Below are 19,489 nucleotides of genomic sequence, written 5' to 3'. Positions count from 1 at the left end.
CGATCCAGCCCGTCCCGTCAGGCGAGTTCCTTACCAGAACTCGCCTGACTCCACCTGTTCACGTAACCTCGGACGATGTGGATTTGGATCCCGTGACGACCACAGCAATAACGCATCAAGATCCGGCAGCTCATAGCCCAAATCAAGCATTAGATACAATTGTATCAGGTGCGCGTGCCGTTCAACAGCGTGTGAGCAGCGTCGTCGAGGGAGGCGCGGCGACGACGCCGCGGCGTCGTCGACGCAGTCTCGCTGTTTTGCGTCCAGTTTTTGGAGTTCGTCGACGATAACCCGGCTCATCAGCAACGAGAGTGCTGCCATGATGATTAGCGCCTCGATGATGTAGGCGTTGGTCGTGTTGATCTCGTCGAGGCCAAACCGCGATTTCAGTTCTTTGAACAGCAGTTCGATCTCCCAGCGCGCCCGATAGAGCTGTGCGATATCGGGCGCGCGGTAGTTGTCTCTGTCCAGATTCGTCAGGTACAGATGATACTCGCCGCTGCCATCGTTGCGAACGCCGACTAATCGGAAGGTTCGGGTCGCGCTGGCGCCCGACCCTCGTTTGCGGTCGAACGAAAGCGTGATCTGTACGTCGATTTCCCGTCGCTGCAGGTCGTCAAGGACGGCCTGCAGCGACTGGCCTTCCAGCGGAATGCTGTTCCCTCGCCACGTACGGAGTTCTTCGACGATCTCGAAATCTGCGTTTTCTTTGACGCGAGAGACGAACCAGCCGTCATTGGCGTCAATGCGGTCGAACAGCCAGAAATCGTAGTAGCCGAGATCGAACAGAATGAGGGCGCCAGCTACCCACTCACCGGTGGGTAGCTGGCTCCGTTCATGGGTGCTCGCGTCGGTTGTCTGGAATCGCGTCGGAAGCCCAGTTGAGAGCGATTCGGTGAGATGGAGTTTCGCCCCGGCTCGGTCCTCATCGAGTGTGTAGACATCTTTGGCGTCTTGATAGAGCGAGATAATCGTGGCATCGACGATCAGGACGTCTCGAAACCGTTCGAGACGTCCGGTAAGCTCGGTTTGGCCCGTGTCGAGATTCTCGATGGCGTCATCGAGAATCTCTCTGAGGAGCGCAACGAACCCTGGTTTGAACCAGCCGTGAAACGTCGGATAGGTGAGTTCGTCACAGTCAGCCATCTCGACGTAGCGTTCGAGAAACGCCTGAATGGATCGATCAGATCCGGCAGCAAAGCCAAGGGAAAGCGTGTAAAACAACGCGACGACGTCGAATTTGCGCTTCCGCTGGATGAGATTCGTTGCGCGAGCACGCTCGCGCAACTCATCAGATGGAAACGCTCTTTGAATTCGGTTCACAACTACTGAATCCGGTGGTGTGTACACACTCTCCACCGGATTCTCGAATTCCTAGTTACTGACGATTCTAGCTCGGCGTTTCTGGATGCATCGCTGCGCTAAACTAGAACGGATGGCCTAACGGCCAAGAGCCGAGCCGGGGATTGAACCCGGCGAGAAGCCCGCCGCCTTCTCGGCAGGTCGCCATCTAAACCCCGTAAGGGGTCTTAGCCGTATCGGTTAGAGGTCGGCGGGGTCGGAAAGCCCCCAGCCGTCGTTGAACGCCAGCCGTTCGTCCATCTCGAAGTCAGGGTCGAAGTCGTCGTTGCGGTCGTCAAGGGCGTTCGGCTCGGTGTCGTCAGGGTCGTAGTGGGTGAACATTTGGGTTAGGTTGAGTCGCTGGTTGGTTTGCTTAGTTGTCGTCGTCCTTCAGGAGACCCGCCTCTTTCAGAGCCTTGTAGGCCTCGGCGGCTCGGGCTTCGCCAATCCCCGAGATACCTTCGAGGACTTCGGTGACGGTCTCCTCGTTGGCTTCGACTTCGTACCACACCTCTTCGGGGGCTTCGTATTCGACAGGGACGAAGATGGCATCTTCGTCGTCCCCGAAGTCGTCGGCGGGAAGTCCGAAGTCCTCGGCGTTATCCTTCGTAATCACGTCGAAGTCCCCTTCGGGAGTCTCGAACTCTTCTTTGTAGGTCGGGAGGTTGCCGGGGAGGTCTTTGCAGGTCTCCTTAAGGCCCGGCTCATCGTCGGTGCCGTAGGCGATAGCCGCGAAGTGGCCGTAGTGGTCAGCCCACGGCGACTTCCCGGCGTCCTTCACTTTTGCGACGCCGAGGGCCTTGCAGGACTTCTTAAGAAGTCGAACCATCGAGATGGCTTTCCAGTAATCCTCGTAGGCTTCGACTCTTTCCCCACCGAAGGTGGTTTCGTCGTTGCCGTCGGCGTCGTTCTGGTTGTTAGCGGTGCTGTCGGTCTGGGTCGGGAGTTCAAACATTTGTTTGGGTCTGGTTGGTTCGTTTCACGTCCCTCAAGGGACGGAGCCAAGGTCATCGTCAGCGCGGGGTAGGCTAATTCCCCCGGACAAGGCGTTTCGAGCCTTGTTTCGACCGTTTGCTATTCCCCCCGAAGGGGGCTTTTAGGAAAGTTGGTTTCGTCGGCGGTTTTGTCCGTTTTCGCGGTTTCAAGCCACCAAAACCAAGTCCATTAACCCCCGCGAGGGGGCTTTAGTACGACTTAATCCCGAAGGATAGGCAGGATAAGTCCCTTCCCCCGTCGCATATCCCGCCGACTTCCCACGGGCCTTGAAAGGCCCGGAATAGTCGGGATTAACCCCCAGAAGGGGGCTTGCGCGAGGTACTACGGATAGATTAGCCTAATCGCCGCTGGGTTTTGAGGTAATGGTGTTTTACCGTTTTCCGGTTAGTTAAACGTCCTAATCCCGGTTTACGGTCTCATAGGTAAACCCCGCCGTAGCCATACGACGTATGGAACTTAGCGCAATCCCCGGCGGGAAGGACGCTAAGGGGGAATACCGGGCTTGTTAGGCCAATTGTCGGCGTTACCCACATTTACGCACGTATGGGGGCTTAAAGCAAGGCTGGTTAACCGCCTTGCCGTCTTTGTCTCCCGAGGGAGACCGGATATGCTGGGTTTGCGCTACATTTTCTTTTTCCGGTGATTGACAGGTATTTTGCCGTTTTACGGGCCTTACACCCTGCACAGATAGGCCGCTTTTGCGACCGCACACACGTCCCTTAGACGGTCTCAAGCCGTCAGTCCGACCCTTGCAGGCCGTTAAGGGGGCTTCCCCAGCGTTACTCCTTTTCACGCGGGGGACGGGAGCGTTTACCACACTTGCCCGGTGCCTTACCAGCATACCCACACTCTTGCCCCCGGCCTACCCGACCGGCGGGGGCAAGCAAGTTGAAAATCCTCCAGCCCCGAGGGGCCTTCATCGGTATCCTACCGTAAGACCGGGGAGTATATAAACTTGTCGTGGCTCTCGAAAACGCTGTCTACAAGGGTTTGAGTGGGCTTAGACCGCTGTCTCCTGATAGTTGACACTAAATCGTGCAATAGCATACCATAAACAACCGTGATAGAGCCGTAGGGGGCTTGAGACTGCCGAGAAGGGGGCTTACAACGGTTTCAGATATAAAGAGCCGATGTGGTGGGTAGGCTGACAAGATGGGCGGGCCGTGGTGCGGGGGCGCTATTCCTGCCGCATAGGGCTTGAGTCTCCCGTGAACGGCGTTTGAAGGGTCGCCGTGAAAGGGTCTCCGTGAACAATCGTGTACGTCTCACCCGCGCCGTAGGCTGAAACGCCCGGAATCATACCTCTCGCGGTCTCTCGGGGGCTTTTAGCGGTGTTGCCCGGACGGAGGCCTTAGACGATTACGCGGAGTAATATCTGGGTCATCGTATAAGACTGTATCGACGCCCGAGAACGGGCCTAACTGGGTGTTATTACTGGGTAGTAAGCGGGCTTGGCTGGCTCGGGAGACCGCCGGGAAGGGACGCATAAGCCCCATAAGGGGGCTTAGAACGACCCTTGAGGGAGTTATTACACGACTCGCCGTGAAAAAACGGTTTAAGTACGTTAGTTGCCTCGAAAATATGCTGATTTTGGGTATAGAAAAGCCTCAAATATAATTTTCTGGGGATTTCCCGTGCGTGAAAGGCTCTGCTCGGCTCGACCCAACGAGTTTATGCTCAGGAGTACCAAAACGCGGTTGGTCGCTTAACGGCGACCGTGAAAGGGGCCTTAGCCGCTTGCCTACCACGGGGCAGGCCCCTTTACATCGAAGTCGCCATCCTCCTCTAAGCGTCACCCGATATAAGGACTTGCTGTATAGAGCGTGTCAAACGCCCAACTCGGCGGGAACAGGGCGAGCCGCAGTCACGCTTCTTTCGCTTCGGTCTCCTCCGTTGCTTGGTGTTCCTCAATCTCCTGCTCGACCGCCTTCTCAACCAAATTGAAGAACGTATTGAGTTCTCTATCAACCTTCCTCGGTCGGGTGGAGAAAATCTCTATATTCTGTTTTCCGAATCCAGAACGGGATATCTTTCCATCAAACTCTTCGGCGTCATCCAGCCTGCTGATGGCCCGTTCCAGATTTAAACCACCGAGTTCGGGCATCACGTCTGGAATCTCACTCCAATAGAGTGACAGTTTGATTGCAGTATTACCATTACTCCCGTAAATGAACCGCTTGAGCCGGTATCGACGGGTTGGCTCGGGTTCATAGCACTTGATGTAGTCTATTGAAACCATCAGATGGAGGTGGGTGCTGTTGATTAGGAACGGAATCGTTATCGGGTCATCATCTTCACCACTCAGATGCTCCTTTCGGATGATTTCTTGCTGTGAATAGAGGTCTCTGGATTCGCTACTTCGCCAAATCAAGAAAGAAAAGGCGGCACCGATGATGGAGAAGAAGAGTATGGCCGGATTCAGATTCATCGCGTTGGGTGAGAATCCGGGCTTCTGTCTTAAAAACCTGTGTGGGGTATCAGCGTTCCTGCCGCTTACGGCTCGATGAAGCGTGTGAAAGTGGGGGAGTCGGGTAACCAGCCCTGTGACGCTCCCCCGGTCGCCATCTGAGTTGGCCTTGGCGACCAACCAGACCCAAATGTGGGGTATCCCGACCAAGGGATTCCCCGACTGAACGGAGGTCAGCGGGTCGTAAAAGGATTTCGTGGAGGGTCTGGAAGTGTGCTTCTATATTCTCACGAAACCGCTATATCCGAGTGCCGTCTACGTGTCAGCGTAACGGGAGAGAAGTGGCGTCCGTCCGCTTGCCTACCACAGGGGCGGACGCCTGAAATCTCCCCCGTTGCCCTTCAACGCGCACAAAACCGTAGATTTTCAGGGAGGTGGCAATTATTGCTGGTACTCTGAGTGCTACCACCGGGTGAACTGACGGTCGCTCCGAGAAGTCGTACTTAAACCCCCGACCCCCTATATAAAAGGGTGTATATTATTAGGAGTGAGACAAACTGGCTTCAGTAGGACTCAGTTGGGTCTGGTTCTTCTGTTTCAGTCTTTTCCGGTGACCGCTCATAGGGGCCAGTTGGTCTCGGTTCTACCCTTCTATCCCAATTCAGGGAACGGAGACTCCTAATCAGGGAGTCGGCGTTCCCGCTGGATTGGACTAAACCGGAGTGGTCACTTCTGGTTGGTCTACTACGGGCATCTTCTACTGCCCATTCTACTCTCCCCCTTTCAGTACCCTAATATGGCGAAACAGTCAGTCAGCGGCAAGACCGAGGAGGAATTGGCCCAGATGCGGGCCGAGTTCTCCGAGAAGCCGCGCTCCAAAATCTACGATTTCGAGGACTGCTACTGTCTCGCTAAGATTCCTCGACAGCCCGAGGACTACGACGGCCCCGACCGCTACTGTGCGAACACCGACCTCGACTACAAATCGAAGCGGTGCAAGTTCCACGGCGGCGCGACGGGCGGCAACCCAGAAACGCTCGACAAATACGCTAATCTCAAACACGGTATGAAGGCAACACGCAAGGCGCTACTCGACACGATGACCCGCGAGGGGAACGAGTGGCAGGTCGAACTCTACGAGTGGGTCACGGAGGAGTGGCCCGATGCTTATGGAGTAGACACCGCCACCGACCCGAACGCGGAGTACGAGTTCCACGCGCTTGCTCTTGAGATTATTCGAGCAGAGCGAGCCGAGGGTTGGATTTTCAAGGAAGGCGAGAAGGGGCAGAAGCGCGTTTTCAGTCCCTCTGGGGAGATGTATTTCGATGATATCCCCCACTACCTCGCTGATATGATGCAACGCCAGCGGAAGTTGATTATGCGGATGGAGGACAATCTCGGTATCAGCCGGAAGGCCCGGCTCAAGGCCGAGAAGACGGACGAGGCCAGCGACCTCATCAAGTCGTTTGCGGAGGTCGGGGCCTCGCTCATCACCCAGTCCGACAAGGCCTACGACCCGGACGAGTTCGGGCCTCCATCGGACTCGGATTCTGCGGAATAGGAATATGACGTACCTACAACTGTTTAGCGCGGGATACCTGATTGCCCCGGAGGTTCACGTTCGACCCTACGGCGGCAGGAACGCCATCGTCGCACACGACCTCTACACCGACCTCGAATACGTCGTCGGCGGCCCGGTCTACGTGGCGGTCTCGGGCGTCCGGTATCGGCTCCGCCCGGAACACGGTGTCCCCGCTGACACGTTGGCCCTCCCCGACGACCAGTTCCCGTTCCCTCACAACGAGGGCGACGTGATGCTGGTCGAGAAGGAGGGCGCAGTCGGGGGTCGTTTTGCGTGAGCGCGTTCCCGCAGTTATGCGCTCTCCCCGGAGTGGCGGCTCTCGATAACGGTAACCCACGGTTGCGAGTACGCTGATGGCGGCTTCTTCCCGTGCTGGCCCCGGTGAGGGGCTGGCAAAGCCGGAGGAGGTCATCATCGAGCAACACGAGGAGTTCGACCGCGAGCGGCTGTTCGTTGGTTGGCAGGGAAACGGATACACCGAAGACACCTGCTGGCTCCTCGCTGACCTCGATATCGTCTGTAAACTGTCGTCTTGGGAATAATATGGAAGATAACGGAGATATCCTCACAGCCTTTGCTGACCAACTCGGCGTCGAGCCGGAGGTCGTAGAGGAACGCTGGGACGGTCGCCCTGACCGTCTGATGGAGGATATCTTCCGCATCCGCGATATGGACACGGGTGAGGTTCGTGGCCTCGAACTGTTCGACACCCAGCGGAAGGCCGTGATGGCCTACTTCTACGGCGACGCCGACACGATTAACAACTACAAGGGTCGGCGTATCGGGTACTCGTTCATCTACGCCCTCTGCTTTCTCGTAGAGGGGATTCTCGTCCCTAACTCGTTCTACCCCGTGGTTTCACGGAAGTACGAGCAGGCCGAGAACCGCATCGAGGATATCGAGAACCTGATTGACAACGCGAAGGTCGATATCCCGACGAATTTCGTCAACAAGGGCGAAATCGAACTCTGGAACGGTTCGGGCTACAAGGCGTACTCCGGTGACCCGGACGCCTCTCGCGGGGACAAGTCCGCACGGGCGGTTCTCCTTGACGAGATGGCCTTCATCGAAGACCAGCAGAAGGTCAAGCGTGCGTTCGGGGCTTTCCTCTCTCTGGGGAAGAACCGGAAGATGGTGCAGGTCTCGACGCCGAACGTCAAGAACGACCTGTTTATGACTACCCACAAACGGGGAACCGAGAGTGGGTACGACGAGGACGGCAACCGGGTGGGGGTCATCTCCATCCAACAGCCGTCGTTCTACAACGCCGACGAGATTGACATAAACCGCCCTCTCTACGAGCAGGATGTTCAGCCGGTTCGCCCGGATATGAACATCGAGATGATAGAGGACGAGCGGGCGTCCGACCCGCTCGGGTTCGGGCAGGAGTACCTCTGTCGGCCCATCGTTGACGAGTACCGCTTCTTCTCTGAGGCGGCGATTGCGGAGTCGATGGAACGCGGCGAGAACGTGCTGACGGGTCTGGAACTCCCGAGCGCGGACTTCCGCGTTATCGGCGTGGACATTGGCATCTCGAAGGACGACACCGTGATTCAGGTGTTCGACCACGACGGCTCCCGGCGGATTCACCGCTATATGGAGGTCGTGACCGACGAGACGCTGGCCCAGCACGGGTTCGGCTCTCCCGACCGGGGGAACGCCCGTCAGGTCGCAACCCGAATCGCTCACATCTTCCGGGCGCTCGACGCCGACCTCGTCGTTCTCGACAAGACGGGGCCGGGCGAGACCTTCGACCGGCAGATTACGGAGAAGTTGGGGCGGGCTGTTGTCGGCTTCAACTTCTCGGACAAGCGGACGTTGGAGGAGATGATGGGAGACTTCAATAACGCCCTTCGGAACGGGCAGGTCTCCTTGATTCCCGACGACCGCTTCCGCGACGAACTTGAGTCCGTCGTGAAAATCAAGAAGGAGGATTGGTCGGTGCCGAAGTTCTCCGGCAAGGACAACTCCGAGACGGGGAAGGACGACACGGCGATGGCCGCTGTGTTAGCCGCCTTCCCGCCGGGTTACGCTGTCCAGCCGGGGCGACAGGCCGACCAGCGCAGTCCTGACGACTCTTTCAGCGAACTGGGGGCCTCACCGGCTGTCGAGACCTCCGAGAAGCGCGACGTACCGAGAGAGGCGGCCCAGCGCCAAGCAGACGCGGCGTTCGGGTCGGCCAGTATCAATAGGAGCAGAGGCGGATACGGTTCGCGGCGCTCCTACACAGCAAGACACAGACGCTAATCTATCTACTAACCGATGGGAAACGTTAAAGACGAAATTCTCCGCCGAGCGATGGCTGGCGAACTCGACGGCGTGAGCCGCGAGCAGGCCACGTTCGCACTCGACTCCCCCAAGGCCGTCATCAAGCAACGGCAGGGGTCGGGAAGCGAACCGAGGCCGAGCGAGCCGCCGACGGCGAAGATTCAGGAATACCGCCTCGTGGCGGATACTGACCCTCACATCAAGGAGGGCGTCGAGACGTTCGTGGACTATCTCATCGGGTCTGGTTGGAATATCGAGCCGTTCAACGTCATCGGGGTCGATGAAGGCCAAACCGACGATGACGGCGAGGTTTCCGACCTCCGACTTCTATTCGCAATGTCCCCGACGTGGGAGGACGCCTACGATATGTGGGTGAAGCACGCTCTCATCGACGGGACGGCCTTTATGGAACTCGTTGTCGAGAACGACGTGTTCCGCCCGAAAGTCCTCCCGACGGAGATGGTCTCTATCCAGACCGACGAGTTCGGGAAGGAGACCGGGTACGTCCTCGAAACGGAGGACGGCGACGAGATTGAGTTCGAGCCGTATGACCTCGCGGTACTCCGGTTCCACCGGCACCCCGGCGAGGACTTCGGACGCTCGCTCATCGAGGCGTGTGAAGAACAGGCCGATATGCTCCGTGATATGGAGATTGATATGGCCCGCTTCATCGCCACGAAGGCCTATCCTCCGATTCTGTGGCAACTCGGGAGCGAAGAGCGCCCGTGGACGCAGACGCAAATCGACACTTGGCTCAACACGATTCAGGATATCGAGCCGGAGTCGATGTTGGCGGTCGGCCACGACGTTGACCACTCGGTTGTCGGGGTCACTTCGACCTCGTCCGACCAAGGGGCGATGAAACTGGAAGGCACCTTCCAGCATCTCCTTAAGCGCATCTACACGGCGCTCGGCCTTCCCGCCTTCCTCGGGAATATTGATTCCGAGGGTGGCCGGAACGAGGCTGTCGCCCTGATGCCGAAGTTCGACCGCCGCATCCAGCGGTACAGGTCGAAGATTCGGGACGCCGTTCGGCACCAGATTTTCGTCTCCATCCTCGCTGGTGACAGCGAGCCGGGTGAGGCGGGAGTCCTGCCCCCGGAGTTCGAGTTCGGCCAGCACTCCAGCGAGGAGGAGCGGCTGGACGCGGATATGGCGATAAAACTGGTCAACAATGGTCTACTCTCTCGTGAAGCCGCCGCCAAGCGCGTAGGCATCGACCCTGAAACCGAGATGCCCCAAGATGGGGAACTGGACGAACACATCCGTATCATCCAAGAGTTGGCTGGTAAGGGCGACGACGTTCAGAATCCCGACGGCGGGCGTCCCTCTGATACAGGCGGTGGTACGCGGTCGAGCGGCGAAGAAGTCAAGACTCGACAGAACCCCGAACGTGATTCTTCCGGCGGGAACTCCCGTCCACAGGAGGATATCTCGAACGACTGATGTATTATGGACGACCGCGAGCGCGACGAAATCCTGTGGCGGCTCGATGAGCGGACGGAACGGATGGACGCTCGCGTAGAACGAATCGACAACCGGCAATCCGAGAACGCCGAGGCAATCGAAGACCTCGACACTCGGGTAACCCGGAACACGACCGTTCTCGCGGGAATCACGTTCGGCCTTTCCTCCCTTCTCGCCGCCGCTATCGGGAAATTCAACGCACTATTTCACCTAAAATGAGTACCGCACAAGACGCCCAGCCGGACGACGAAGCCGGGTTCGGGCTGAACATCTCGTTCAGCGCACCCGAGGTAATCGTCCGCGACGAAGACGGCTTCAACGAATACGGCGTCCGAGAACACGACGACGGCTCAATCGACGTTATCTTTGCGGCGATGGAGCCGGGCGAGCGCAAGGGCATCGAGGTGACCGAGGCGTTCCTGCGGCGTGTGGCCTCCCACCAGTACGGAGACCGCCTTCCGCTCCAGTTCGACCACTCCCGCTCACAGCGGGCTAACGTCGGCTGGATTGACCCCTCGAACATCAAGTTCAGCGATGGGTTCCTGAAGGTGATGGCTCACATCCCGAACACGGGGAGCCAAATCCGCACGGACACCATCAAGGACTTCACCCACGACCCACCCGCAATCTCGGACGGCTCCGTTGGGTTCGACTTCCGTTCCATCAAGGTCGAGAAGTCGAACGACCCCGACGAGTCGCCCCAGTTCAAGGACGCTCGGCTTCAGGAGTTCTCCCTGACGCCGTTCCCGGCAGGCTACGACAACGGCGGCCTGTCACCGCAATTCAGCCAGTCAGTAGACGACTTTATGACCCCCGCTAAGCCCGACTGGGGAGAGAGTTGTCTGCTTGCTCGGCCCTACCGAATCGAATAATCTCTCTACACTACTATGCACGAGTTCTCACTCACCAAGGATATCGAGGAGATGGACGCAGGCGAACTTCGCTCCACCCTTGACGAATTTATGGAGAAGCACGGCGAGAACGTCGAGGCCTACGCGGGCCTTGAGGACGACCTCGCGGAATACAGCGAGCAGGTCGAGGCCCTTGAGGGCGACCTTGAGACGGCCCAGACGTACTTCGCTGAGAAGGCCGCTGACTACACCCACCTCGAAGCGGAGGTAATCGTCGAGCGGTTCTCGCTCGCGGAGACCATCGAGATGGCTGGCGAGGCCGAGGAGGCCGAGTTCAGCGAGCCGGAGGCCCCCGAAGAGGAGGCCGAGGCCGACGAGGAGACCCGCTTCTCGGAGCGCCCGGAGAAGGGCCGCGTCCCCAGCGACGCCGACAAGAGCGCCTTCTCGGAGCAGGCTGAGGACGACGTTTCCCGCCTGCTCGGACTGTAAGCAGACTTCTAACTCTCACTCTCTCTACCAATGGTTCACGCACGTATTGCTACTGGTGCAGAACAGCCCATCAACCGCGATGGCGGTCTCGCGCAGGCCGTTGTCGAAGAGGCCGACCTCGTTGGCCTCAACGCGGACGGCGACGTTGTCAAGGCCGACGCGGACTCCGCTTCTGCGGTCTCCGCTGTCGGTATCGCCGCCGCGCCTACCGACGACCTCTCGAACTATGCGACCGCTCCCGACACCGTTCGCTCGGTTGTTGAGAGCGAGCGCAGTCTCGTTGGCCGTGACCGTATCGCGTTCATCAACCACGGCGTTATCGTGGAGAACGCGGACGAGGACTGGGACTTCACCCCCGGTGAGCCGGTCTTCCTCGCGGTCGGCGGCGGCTACACGCAGACGGAACCGGCGGACGCCTCCGGCGAACTCCGGCAGGTCGTCGGTGTCGCTATCGAGGACGGCAACGCGCTGTTCCTGAACATCAACTACGACTACACGGTTGCCTGAACGGCCCGCGTAGTCTCTCAATCTCTCTACACTTTCGAGGTATTCTACAATGGTTAACCCCTCCCGCAAGCGCGAACTGACCACCAAGGACGACGTTCCCCTCTCCGACCTTCTCGGCTACGGTCTCGAACTCATCGACACGTACAAGGAGGCTCCCCGCTCGTTCCTTGCGAACTTCACTCAGGAGGTCTCCAGCCGCACGTTCCTCACCCGCACGGGTGATATGACGTGGCAGGAAGCCGCCGAGATGGAACACGCTCGCACCGGCACCCTGTCGAGCGAGCAGATGGCCTTCTCGGTCAAGTCCTACGAGCGTTCCCTCGGCTACTCCCGCGAGTTCATCGAGGACAACCCCAGCGAAATCCTCCGCGCCGAGTTCCAAGAACTCGTCAAGGGCGCGGACACCAAGGAGTTCGAGGTTCTCTTCGAGGTTCTGAAGAACGGTGTCGCGGACGGCACCGAACTCTGGTACACGCCCCAGCCCTACGCCGGGCAGACGTTCACGAACACCCACGACCACGTCCACAAGTCCACCGAGGAACTGTTCGGTGACACGTCGGCGCACACGGTCGCCCAGCACATCCGGGCGGCCAACAAAGACCTCCGCGAACACGGCTACCGCCCGCAGGTCGCCCTCGTCTCCCACGAGGTCGCTGGCGAGATGGTGGGCGAGCGCAAGGACGGTATGAACTACCACATCCCCGAGGCCGAGGGGCTTCGTGAGGGTGCGCTCCCCGAGACCACGCTGGTCGAGGACGGCGTTCGTTTCGTCCAGACCGCGTGGCTCAACGGCGACGAGGAGATGGACGTGTTCGTTATCTCCGAGGGCCAGCCCATCAAGACGAACTACGTCCGCCCCGTCGAACTGACGGACAACACGGGCGCTCCCATCGGCGGTGCCGGTGGCTCCTTCGGTGACCCCGCCGCTCTGCTCGGTGCCTACGGCTCGATGCGCTTCGGCGCGAAGATGGCCGACCCGCTCTCGGCTGTCAAGTTCACCATCGACAACCTCGCCTGAACGGGTCATAGATGGCCGTTAACGACGAGACTCTGATGGCGGAAGTCCGTGTTCTGACGGACTACGATGCGGGCCTCATCGCTGACGGCGACCTCCTTTCGCTTATCGAGATAGCCAAGTCGGAACTCGCCGCCGAGACCGGGGACGACAACCTCGACTTCTACGGCGGGAACCTCGACGCCGAACGGGCGCTCTTCTGGTTGACGTGCCTCTTTCTGAAGGCCAAGACCGGGGAGATTGACGCCCCGAACTTCTCGATTTCCGAACTGCAAGTCCGCCATCAGGCGATGGACGAGCAGGCCGGGTTCTGGTTGAACAGCCTCTCCCGGCGACTCGACGCTCTACGTGGAACGGGCCTTATCGGCCACGTCCAAATCGAGCGGGCTGACCGCACCTACCAATTCGATAACTGATGATTCTCCCCGCCCAGCGCCGACAAGCCCGGCTCGCCATCCATAGGCTCGGGGCTTCCTGCACGATTCAGGAACCCGGCGATGGCTCCGTGAACGGCTACGGCAAGAAGGACGGGTCGGAATCGTGGTCGGGTGTGGCGACCGAGAAGGTTGTCCGCACCTACACCCGGAGTTCGGCCCCTTCACAGGCCCGAGTCTCCGGGGGCCGCTACCGTACCGAGTCGCCGCTTCTCGTTTTCCGCGACGACACGGCGGTAGAAGAGGGCTTCCGCGTTTCGTTCCCCGACGGTCGGGTGTACGAAGTGGACGCCCTCACCCCGTATCCGTCTCACTTCGAGGCGACGACGACCGTGGTTGAATAATCCCTCTCCTCTCTCCTTATGGGCAAGATAGGCTTCCGAGTCAGCGTCGATGATAATGGTGTCCCCAAGGATATCAAGAAGTCGATAGAACGCGGTGTTCGGAAGGCCACTAAGCGGCTTGCCAAGCGACTGAAGGAAGAGGCCGAAGCCGAGATTCGCCGCAAGGAAGCGGCGGACTCCTACGGTATCTGGGAAGGCGACCTCGTCGGCGGCTTCCAGACCAAGGCCGACAAAGACGGTCTCCGGGTCTGGAACGACGACGAGGCCGCGTGGCCGATGGAGGAAGGCGTGAAGCCCGGGGCGTTCGGCGCTCGGGGGCCGCCAATTCGGAACCTGCTCCCGTGGGTTCAAGAACACTTCCCGACCGACACCTCGTTCGACCCGTGGGGGATTGGGGGCGGAGAAAACTTCGACACGACCCGGCTCTGGTCGCCCGAGCGCGACGGGAGCGACACGGGGGCCACCAGCGGCTCCAGACAGCGGTTCACTCTCCCCGAGGGTAATCGTACCCAGACGAGTGAGGACGCCGTCTCGGCTCAATCTGGTGGCTCTGGTGGCACCACGAAGCGGGGCGTCGAGGATATCAAACCCGGCGACTCCTACTACGCCCGACAAGGGCGCTTGTGGGAGTACGGCGAGGTTGACTCCCTCCGCGACGGCGGCTTCGAGGACACACTCGGACGGCGCTTCGCGGACGACGAGTTCGTTGAGTACGCCCCGGACGACCTCGACCCCGACAGCCCCGACCTCTCCGGTCTCACGAAGGGCGACGCCCTGCGCTGGGAGTTCGACGGCGACACCTACGAGGGCGTCGTCACCGACCCAGACCCGGACAACGTCTACGTCGAAGTCCAGTACGACGGGCTTCCGCACTTTATTCAGCGGGAACTCATCACCGACTTCGAGGAAGCGACGCTCCCGAGTTGGGTTCCCGACTCGTGGTTCCAGATTCCCGACGACGAGCCGTGGGATTTGGACTTGGTCTACTACGGCCAAGAAGTGGCCTTGTGGGACGTAAACAACGCCGAGTACCTACGGGCCTACGTTCGGGACTTCAACCCCCAGAACATCGAGGTCGATTTCGCTGAATACAGCGGCGGGACTCGGGTTCACCTCGACAACCGGCGCGAGTACCGGCTCGTCGCCGGGGAACGCTGGGAAGACCTGACGCGGGCCGAGCAGATGGTTACGCTCGAAGACTACTGGGACGCCCAGATTACGTCTCGGGCCACGCTCGACCCCGCCCGGCTCGACTTCGTGAAAGACCACTTGTTCGGCACGATGTTCCCCCGGTTCAAGAACACGGTCGCCCTGAAACGGACGCTCCATATGCTGAACAAGGTCGAACCGGCCTCACAGCCGAGCGGCCCGGCGTTCCGTATGGGGGCTATCAGTCCCCGGAACAACGGCATCTGGAACTTCAACGTCCTCAAGAAACAGGACTACGACGACGAGAACGACCGTCGGCGGAAAATCCTGAAACAGCAGGGCCGGGACACCCCGGAGAACCTTGCGAAGTACCTGCTCGGCCCCTACGAGGACACCATCAACCACGAGTTCACCCACGCGGTCGTCCACGCTCACCGCTACGAGATGGGGACGGACGCACAGGGGCTTCCGGCGAAGACCCACGCGGGTATCACGGAGGTTCGGTGGGCCGACGACGGCACGGAACTGGAGGGCGGCCCGGTCAGCCACGCGAAGCATATGATGTTCCGCAAGGCTGACGAGCCGAACGCTCCTGCTCTCGGGTTCACGCGCTGGAACCAGTATTCGTACAACAACGCCCTCGGCCTGCTACTTCCCGGTATGGACGACCCCGGCTGGGAGACCAATGAAGCGGGAACGCTCGACCGTCTCGTGGAGACCGTCAACCGGGCGTGGTGGAAGCAATCTATCTGGGGACAGGACGAATACTGGAATCAGGGGAACAAGCCCGACGAGAACCACCTACGGTTCCTCGAACGGGACTACTCGGCGTACTACTCCCACGAGACCATCGCCACGTTCTCCCAGATGATGATGGCCGAAGACCCGACGGACTACGACTACCTCAACCGGCTCGAAGTCCTCGATGAACACTATCCGTGGCTCCTCGAAGAGTGGCTTAAGCATTTTGAGCCGCAAGGGGACGTAGCGGACAAACTCGAAGAACTCGGGTACGACGTATGACGTGGAAACTCTACCTCTACGACGAATCCGGTGACACCATCGGGACGGCGAATCACTTTGAGTCGTCGTTCTCGGTGGATATGGATGCCTCCGGAGCGGAGGCCCTTCGTGATGCTCTCGCGGAGCGCCCCGAACTGGAGGGCAACGTCGGCCCGGTTGGCGGCTGGGAGTCCGAAGACGGCCTCGCCTACCCCGTCTGGGGTGAGGAGGCCGCCGATATCGAAGACCCGGAAGTGGCCCTCGACAGGGTCGGTTCCGAGGTCGTCTCGGCGGGTCTTGCGGACTCCTACGAACTGATTGACGAGTAACCCCCCTTCCCCGTTTCTCGATGAGTGTTGACCTCGACAAGTGGCATCCAACCCACGTCTATCTCGCGTTCTGGTTACAGGACAAAATCAAGCGAGATGGACTGGAGGGGATTCACTATATGGAACACGCCCGCGACTGGGCGGAACGCAATGCCGACGACGAGACGGCGGATTCTATCTCTAAAGAACTCAGACGACTGTGAACGAACAAGAGGCCATCCAGCAATTCTTGGCCGCCCTCGACTCGGCGCTTCCCGCCGAAGTGGGCGTCCGTACTGCTGGTGGCGACGGCGACGCGAAGCCGCCTTATGTGGTTGTCCGCTGGCGCTCTGAACGTCTCCCTGAAGAAAACGGCGCGAACCCGTTTGCTGATTTCACCCGCGACTCCCAGACCGGCACGGCGACCGGACGGGAGTTCCACCAGTATTTCGAGTTCACCGCTGATTGCGTTGTCCGCGTCTACGACGAGGGCGACCGGGACACGTATCTCGACCGGATAGACGACGCCTTCCTGCCGTATGAGTACGACAGTTCGGCTTTCCACGACGACACCGCCGAGTGGCGGGTCGGTGGGAGCGAGCCGCGCTCGAACCCCGTGGTCGAGCCGGACTGGTATGAGGGCGGGAAGGTGGTTCGGTTCAAGTACGTCAAGCGGGTGACGCAGGCGGCGGACGCGCTGGGGACTACCCAGCGCAACATCGACGCAGAGTAGCCTCCTTCTGGGCGCTCTGCTCCCTCTCAAATAGACTTCTCTCTACTCTACAATGGTTCAGATTGGCAATTCTACCCTGCCCGGAGTCTCGACTTCGGTGGAATCGGCTACCAGCGCGGGTATCAACGTTGGTGCTTCCGCCCAGATTAGTCTGGTCGGGCAGGCAGACCTGACGAGCGGTACTGCTTCGGCTAACACGGTGTATGCGGTGCGGACGCCCGTGAAGGCCCGCGAACTTTTCGGCGCTGACTCTCCCCTGACGGCGAACTGCGTGGATGCGCTCACCGAGGGCGCGTACCCCGTCTACGCCGTCGCCGCCGAGGCCACGGAGGTCGTTGACGAGGATGTTGGTACGGAGACCGGCACTCTCGCTAACGCCCCGGTCTCGGAGGACGCCGACGAGGTGACCTTCGAGGTTGACGGCTCGGCGCAGGAGACCGTCGTGGTCTTCTCCGACCCCTCGGCGGTCTCGCTGGACGCGGGACAGACGGCGTACAACCCGACGACGGGCGACTACGCTCACGACGCGGCCCCGACCAGCGGGAACGCGACGTACTCCCACTACGACTACTCCTCGGCTGTCTCGGTTGTTGAGACCGAGCGGGCGGAGGTCATCGACTTCATTGGCGTGCTGACCGAGACGGACGCGGTCGCTACGGCGGCCCACGAGACGGCTCTGCGGATGGAGCAGAACGGCCACTTCGCGGTCGCGGTCGCGGGCGCGGCTTCCCACGTCCCCGACGCCGCCGCGTACACCAACCCGTTCGACTCCTCGCGTATCCAGTTGCTCTACCCGAGCCGGAACGCCGAGGGGCAGTCCATCATCGGCGCGTACCTCGGTCTCCGGGCGATGCTGGGCATCAACAACAGCCCGATGTTCAAGCGCCTCCAGACGCAGAACCGCCTCTCGGAGACGCTGGCGAAGGACGTGCAGGAAACGCTGGTCAACGAGAAGGTCGTCCCGGCGGCGAACGACAGCCGGGGCGCTCGCATCGTTGAAGACCTGACCTGCGTGGACGACTCGAACACGGAGGAAGACGCGATGCGGCAGGTGCTTCACCGGCTCATCGTGGACTACGTCACCGAGGTCACGAACGAGGTCTCCGAGAAGTTCATCGGTGAACTCCACACGCAGGCGGCCCGGAACGCTCTTCGCTCTTCGATTGTCTCCCGCCTCGGCGGCCTGATGGATATGAACGCTATCACCGCCTTTGTCGTCACCGTCCAGCCGGTGGACTCGATGACGGCGTCCGTGGACGTGGGCGTTGACACCATCGACCCGCTCCGCAACATCAACGCGACGGTCACGGCTGGGGCAGTCGCTTAAGCCCCCTTCTGCGGCTCTCGCTCGCTGACTACTCTCTCACTCTCTTAAAATGGTTTCTCGCAAGGAAAGCGCCGCCGACATTGTTGTGTCGGTTGGCGAGGACTTCCCCGAAGTCGTTGTTGAATCGCTGTCCGTCACGAAGAACGTCGATATCGAGACTATCTATGGGTCGGGTCAGACTCTCCCCGATGGCTACGCTATCAATCAGGTCTCGTATGAAGGCTCTATGTCCTGCAAGGGCAACCGGCAGGACTTGGACGCCTCCTTCTTCGATGAAAACGGTATCCCGCAGGTTCTCGGCTCCATCACCATCACCCACCTCGATGGGACGGAGACGGCCTTCTACGATATCCTCGTGACGAGCGAGGGCTACGAGGTCAACTCCGGTGAAACGGTCGAGACCTCCTACGAGTTCATCGCTATGAGCAAGTCCATCGGTGGGCAGAAGGACACCGACCCGCAGGACACGGCGACTGACTCCGAGGATACGGAGTCCTCGGCCTGAATCGACCCCAGAACACCCCTTCTAATTTCCCAGACTACCTATGAGCGAATCTGACAAGCCCGTTAGCAAGTTATTCGAGATGTGCGTTCGCGGCGACTCCTACCGCGAAGACTACGACTTCGAGATGTTCGGTGAGGACGTTACTGCTGTTCTCCGCCCGATGAAGGACGAGGAGTTCCTGCCGATTGCGGCGTTCCTGAAGGCCCACCTCGATATGGACGAGGAAGAGGCCATCGACGCCGTCGAGGCCGCCAAGGAGGAGGCCGAGGAAGCCGGTGAGGACTCCATCGACATTTCCCAGATGGACGCCGAGTTCGTCGTCGCTATGCAGAAGGCGGCGGTGAACGCCCTCGTCGGTTCCTACGACGGGGAGGGCGAGTTCATCGAACACGACCGCGACGAGGCCGAGAAGATGGTCTCGATGATGGTCGGTGGCTACTCGGTCGAACTCGGCGGGAAGGCGCTCGAAATTGCGGGTGATGTGCGCGACGCGACCAAGTTTCGTGGAAGCCGGGGCGGCCAGCGGCGTCGTGGCGCTGAGTAGCGAACTCGGCATCCCACTCGCCCGAACGCAGGCCGACCTGACCCCCTTCCAACGGATGGTTCTCCTGAAAGAAATGGAGCGCCAGCACTCGGACGCGCAGGAGCAGGACGGCGCTGGACAGGTCAACCCCGGCCCGGTGAATCAGATGAAGGCTCCCCGTGGCGGCGGTAGCGGGGAAACGGTAGTCTACACAAACGAACACAAAGACGACTGACAGTTC

The 19,489-nt window shown here is 60.0% G+C and carries 24 protein-coding genes; 20 read left to right on the top strand and 4 right to left on the bottom strand.

What is annotated here, in order from left to right; all coding sequences use genetic code 11:
- Positions 1-30: 30 nt before the first annotated feature.
- The 4 genes from P0Y33_RS05075 to P0Y33_RS05060 all read right to left on the bottom strand — a co-directional run bounded on the left by P0Y33_RS05075 (position 31) and on the right by P0Y33_RS05060 (position 4,765).
- On the bottom strand, positions 31-1,359 hold the full coding sequence (locus P0Y33_RS05075) for an IS4 family transposase (RefSeq protein WP_279529463.1): 1,329 nt from the start codon (positions 1,357-1,359) through the stop codon (positions 31-33).
- A 183-nt stretch (positions 1,360-1,542) separates the two neighbouring features.
- Complete coding sequence (locus P0Y33_RS05070) at positions 1,543-1,683, bottom strand: hypothetical protein (protein ID WP_279529462.1); 141 nt, start codon at positions 1,681-1,683, stop codon at positions 1,543-1,545.
- 31 nt (positions 1,684-1,714) lie between these two features.
- Positions 1,715-2,296 carry a hypothetical protein gene (locus P0Y33_RS05065; protein WP_279529461.1) on the bottom strand — a complete coding sequence of 194 codons (582 nt, stop codon included), beginning with the start codon at positions 2,294-2,296 and terminating at the stop codon, positions 1,715-1,717.
- A 1,905-nt stretch (positions 2,297-4,201) separates the two neighbouring features.
- Positions 4,202-4,765, bottom strand: coding sequence for a hypothetical protein (locus tag P0Y33_RS05060; RefSeq protein ID WP_279529460.1), 564 nt, complete (start codon positions 4,763-4,765; stop codon positions 4,202-4,204).
- 775 nt (positions 4,766-5,540) lie between these two features.
- Here P0Y33_RS05060 and P0Y33_RS05055 point away from each other — a divergent pair.
- The 20 genes from P0Y33_RS05055 to P0Y33_RS04960 all read left to right on the top strand — a co-directional run bounded on the left by P0Y33_RS05055 (position 5,541) and on the right by P0Y33_RS04960 (position 19,483).
- Positions 5,541-6,305 carry a hypothetical protein gene (locus P0Y33_RS05055; protein ID WP_279529459.1) on the top strand — a complete coding sequence of 255 codons (765 nt, stop codon included), beginning with the start codon at positions 5,541-5,543 and terminating at the stop codon, positions 6,303-6,305.
- Positions 6,306-6,309: 4 nt separating this feature from the next.
- On the top strand, positions 6,310-6,603 hold the full coding sequence (locus P0Y33_RS05050; protein WP_279529458.1) for a hypothetical protein: 294 nt from the start codon (positions 6,310-6,312) through the stop codon (positions 6,601-6,603).
- Between the two features lie 76 nt (positions 6,604-6,679).
- Positions 6,680-6,868: a hypothetical protein gene (locus P0Y33_RS05045; protein WP_279529457.1), complete on the top strand. Its 189-nt coding sequence runs from the start codon at positions 6,680-6,682 to the stop codon at positions 6,866-6,868.
- A gap of 184 nt (positions 6,869-7,052) precedes the next feature.
- Positions 7,053-8,573: a terminase large subunit domain-containing protein gene (locus P0Y33_RS05040; protein ID WP_279529456.1), complete on the top strand. Its 1,521-nt coding sequence runs from the start codon at positions 7,053-7,055 to the stop codon at positions 8,571-8,573.
- A gap of 72 nt (positions 8,574-8,645) precedes the next feature.
- A complete protein-coding gene (locus tag P0Y33_RS05035; protein WP_279529455.1) occupies positions 8,646-10,040 on the top strand; it encodes a phage portal protein family protein in 1,395 nt (464 codons plus the stop codon).
- A 6-nt stretch (positions 10,041-10,046) separates the two neighbouring features.
- The gene (locus tag P0Y33_RS05030) at positions 10,047-10,280 is read left to right on the top strand and encodes a hypothetical protein (RefSeq protein WP_279529454.1); all 234 of its coding nucleotides are present in this window, start codon (positions 10,047-10,049) and stop codon (positions 10,278-10,280) included.
- Positions 10,277-10,933, top strand: a complete 657-nt coding sequence (locus tag P0Y33_RS05025; protein WP_200531617.1) for a hypothetical protein — start codon at positions 10,277-10,279, stop codon at positions 10,931-10,933. The genes P0Y33_RS05030 and P0Y33_RS05025 overlap by 4 nt, the downstream gene beginning before the upstream one ends.
- Before the next feature lie 15 nt (positions 10,934-10,948).
- Positions 10,949-11,401 (top strand): hypothetical protein, encoded by a 453-nt coding sequence (locus P0Y33_RS05020; RefSeq protein WP_200531618.1) that lies wholly within the window; start codon positions 10,949-10,951, stop codon positions 11,399-11,401.
- Between the two features lie 30 nt (positions 11,402-11,431).
- Entirely contained in the window at positions 11,432-11,908 is a 477-nt protein-coding gene (locus P0Y33_RS05015) for a hypothetical protein (protein ID WP_279529453.1), read from the top strand.
- Between the two features lie 49 nt (positions 11,909-11,957).
- Complete coding sequence (locus tag P0Y33_RS05010; RefSeq protein WP_279529452.1) at positions 11,958-12,926, top strand: hypothetical protein; 969 nt, start codon at positions 11,958-11,960, stop codon at positions 12,924-12,926.
- 11 nt (positions 12,927-12,937) lie between these two features.
- Positions 12,938-13,339, top strand: coding sequence for a hypothetical protein (locus tag P0Y33_RS05005; protein WP_279529451.1), 402 nt, complete (start codon positions 12,938-12,940; stop codon positions 13,337-13,339).
- Positions 13,339-13,701 carry a hypothetical protein gene (locus tag P0Y33_RS05000; RefSeq protein ID WP_279529450.1) on the top strand — a complete coding sequence of 121 codons (363 nt, stop codon included), beginning with the start codon at positions 13,339-13,341 and terminating at the stop codon, positions 13,699-13,701. Before P0Y33_RS05005 ends, P0Y33_RS05000 begins: the two co-directional genes overlap by 1 nt.
- 18 nt (positions 13,702-13,719) lie before the next feature.
- Positions 13,720-15,873 (top strand): hypothetical protein, encoded by a 2,154-nt coding sequence (locus tag P0Y33_RS04995; RefSeq protein WP_279529449.1) that lies wholly within the window; start codon positions 13,720-13,722, stop codon positions 15,871-15,873.
- Complete coding sequence (locus tag P0Y33_RS04990) at positions 15,870-16,181, top strand: hypothetical protein (protein ID WP_279529448.1); 312 nt, start codon at positions 15,870-15,872, stop codon at positions 16,179-16,181. The genes P0Y33_RS04995 and P0Y33_RS04990 overlap by 4 nt, the downstream gene beginning before the upstream one ends.
- A 20-nt stretch (positions 16,182-16,201) precedes the next feature.
- A complete protein-coding gene (locus P0Y33_RS04985) occupies positions 16,202-16,384 on the top strand; it encodes a hypothetical protein (RefSeq protein WP_279529447.1) in 183 nt (60 codons plus the stop codon).
- A gap of 26 nt (positions 16,385-16,410) precedes the next feature.
- Entirely contained in the window at positions 16,411-16,893 is a 483-nt protein-coding gene (locus P0Y33_RS04980; RefSeq protein WP_279529446.1) for a hypothetical protein, read from the top strand.
- Positions 16,894-17,164: 271 nt separating this feature from the next.
- Complete coding sequence (locus P0Y33_RS04975) at positions 17,165-18,220, top strand: hypothetical protein (protein WP_279529445.1); 1,056 nt, start codon at positions 17,165-17,167, stop codon at positions 18,218-18,220.
- 49 nt (positions 18,221-18,269) lie between these two features.
- Positions 18,270-18,725, top strand: a complete 456-nt coding sequence (locus P0Y33_RS04970; RefSeq protein ID WP_279529444.1) for a hypothetical protein — start codon at positions 18,270-18,272, stop codon at positions 18,723-18,725.
- 79 nt (positions 18,726-18,804) lie between these two features.
- Positions 18,805-19,269 carry a hypothetical protein gene (locus P0Y33_RS04965; protein WP_279529443.1) on the top strand — a complete coding sequence of 155 codons (465 nt, stop codon included), beginning with the start codon at positions 18,805-18,807 and terminating at the stop codon, positions 19,267-19,269.
- Positions 19,256-19,483 (top strand): hypothetical protein, encoded by a 228-nt coding sequence (locus tag P0Y33_RS04960; protein ID WP_279529442.1) that lies wholly within the window; start codon positions 19,256-19,258, stop codon positions 19,481-19,483. Before P0Y33_RS04965 ends, P0Y33_RS04960 begins: the two co-directional genes overlap by 14 nt.
- Positions 19,484-19,489 lie beyond the last annotated feature (6 nt).

The organism is Halospeciosus flavus, assembly GCF_029814175.1.
Taxonomy (GTDB): domain Archaea; phylum Halobacteriota; class Halobacteria; order Halobacteriales; family Halobacteriaceae; genus Halospeciosus; species Halospeciosus flavus.
Note: the sequence above shows the minus strand (reverse complement) of the source record. Positions and strands in the feature narration are given on the sequence as shown.

What these genes read in the sequence shown, in the direction of transcription:
- P0Y33_RS05040 (WP_279529456.1), top strand. Translation starts at nt 7,053, where the DNA reads ATGGCCTACTTCTACGGCGACGCCGACACGATTAACAACTACAAGGGT.
- P0Y33_RS05000 (WP_279529450.1), top strand. Translation starts at nt 13,339, where the DNA reads ATGATTCTCCCCGCCCAGCGCCGACAAGCCCGGCTCGCCATCCATAGG.
- P0Y33_RS05055 (WP_279529459.1), top strand. Translation starts at nt 5,541, where the DNA reads ATGGCGAAACAGTCAGTCAGCGGCAAGACCGAGGAGGAATTGGCCCAG.
- P0Y33_RS04990 (WP_279529448.1), top strand. Translation starts at nt 15,870, where the DNA reads ATGACGTGGAAACTCTACCTCTACGACGAATCCGGTGACACCATCGGG.
- P0Y33_RS05030 (WP_279529454.1), top strand. Translation starts at nt 10,047, where the DNA reads ATGGACGACCGCGAGCGCGACGAAATCCTGTGGCGGCTCGATGAGCGG.
- P0Y33_RS05060 (WP_279529460.1), bottom strand. Translation starts at nt 4,765, where the DNA reads ATGAATCTGAATCCGGCCATACTCTTCTTCTCCATCATCGGTGCCGCC.
- P0Y33_RS05070 (WP_279529462.1), bottom strand. Translation starts at nt 1,683, where the DNA reads ATGTTCACCCACTACGACCCTGACGACACCGAGCCGAACGCCCTTGAC.
- P0Y33_RS05015 (WP_279529453.1), top strand. Translation starts at nt 11,432, where the DNA reads ATGGTTCACGCACGTATTGCTACTGGTGCAGAACAGCCCATCAACCGC.
- P0Y33_RS05005 (WP_279529451.1), top strand. Translation starts at nt 12,938, where the DNA reads ATGGCCGTTAACGACGAGACTCTGATGGCGGAAGTCCGTGTTCTGACG.
- P0Y33_RS04985 (WP_279529447.1), top strand. Translation starts at nt 16,202, where the DNA reads ATGAGTGTTGACCTCGACAAGTGGCATCCAACCCACGTCTATCTCGCG.
- P0Y33_RS05020 (WP_200531618.1), top strand. Translation starts at nt 10,949, where the DNA reads ATGCACGAGTTCTCACTCACCAAGGATATCGAGGAGATGGACGCAGGC.
- P0Y33_RS05065 (WP_279529461.1), bottom strand. Translation starts at nt 2,296, where the DNA reads ATGTTTGAACTCCCGACCCAGACCGACAGCACCGCTAACAACCAGAAC.
- P0Y33_RS05025 (WP_200531617.1), top strand. Translation starts at nt 10,277, where the DNA reads ATGAGTACCGCACAAGACGCCCAGCCGGACGACGAAGCCGGGTTCGGG.
- P0Y33_RS04965 (WP_279529443.1), top strand. Translation starts at nt 18,805, where the DNA reads ATGTGCGTTCGCGGCGACTCCTACCGCGAAGACTACGACTTCGAGATG.
- P0Y33_RS04995 (WP_279529449.1), top strand. Translation starts at nt 13,720, where the DNA reads ATGGGCAAGATAGGCTTCCGAGTCAGCGTCGATGATAATGGTGTCCCC.
- P0Y33_RS05050 (WP_279529458.1), top strand. Translation starts at nt 6,310, where the DNA reads ATGACGTACCTACAACTGTTTAGCGCGGGATACCTGATTGCCCCGGAG.
- P0Y33_RS05010 (WP_279529452.1), top strand. Translation starts at nt 11,958, where the DNA reads ATGGTTAACCCCTCCCGCAAGCGCGAACTGACCACCAAGGACGACGTT.
- P0Y33_RS05045 (WP_279529457.1), top strand. Translation starts at nt 6,680, where the DNA reads ATGGCGGCTTCTTCCCGTGCTGGCCCCGGTGAGGGGCTGGCAAAGCCG.
- P0Y33_RS04970 (WP_279529444.1), top strand. Translation starts at nt 18,270, where the DNA reads ATGGTTTCTCGCAAGGAAAGCGCCGCCGACATTGTTGTGTCGGTTGGC.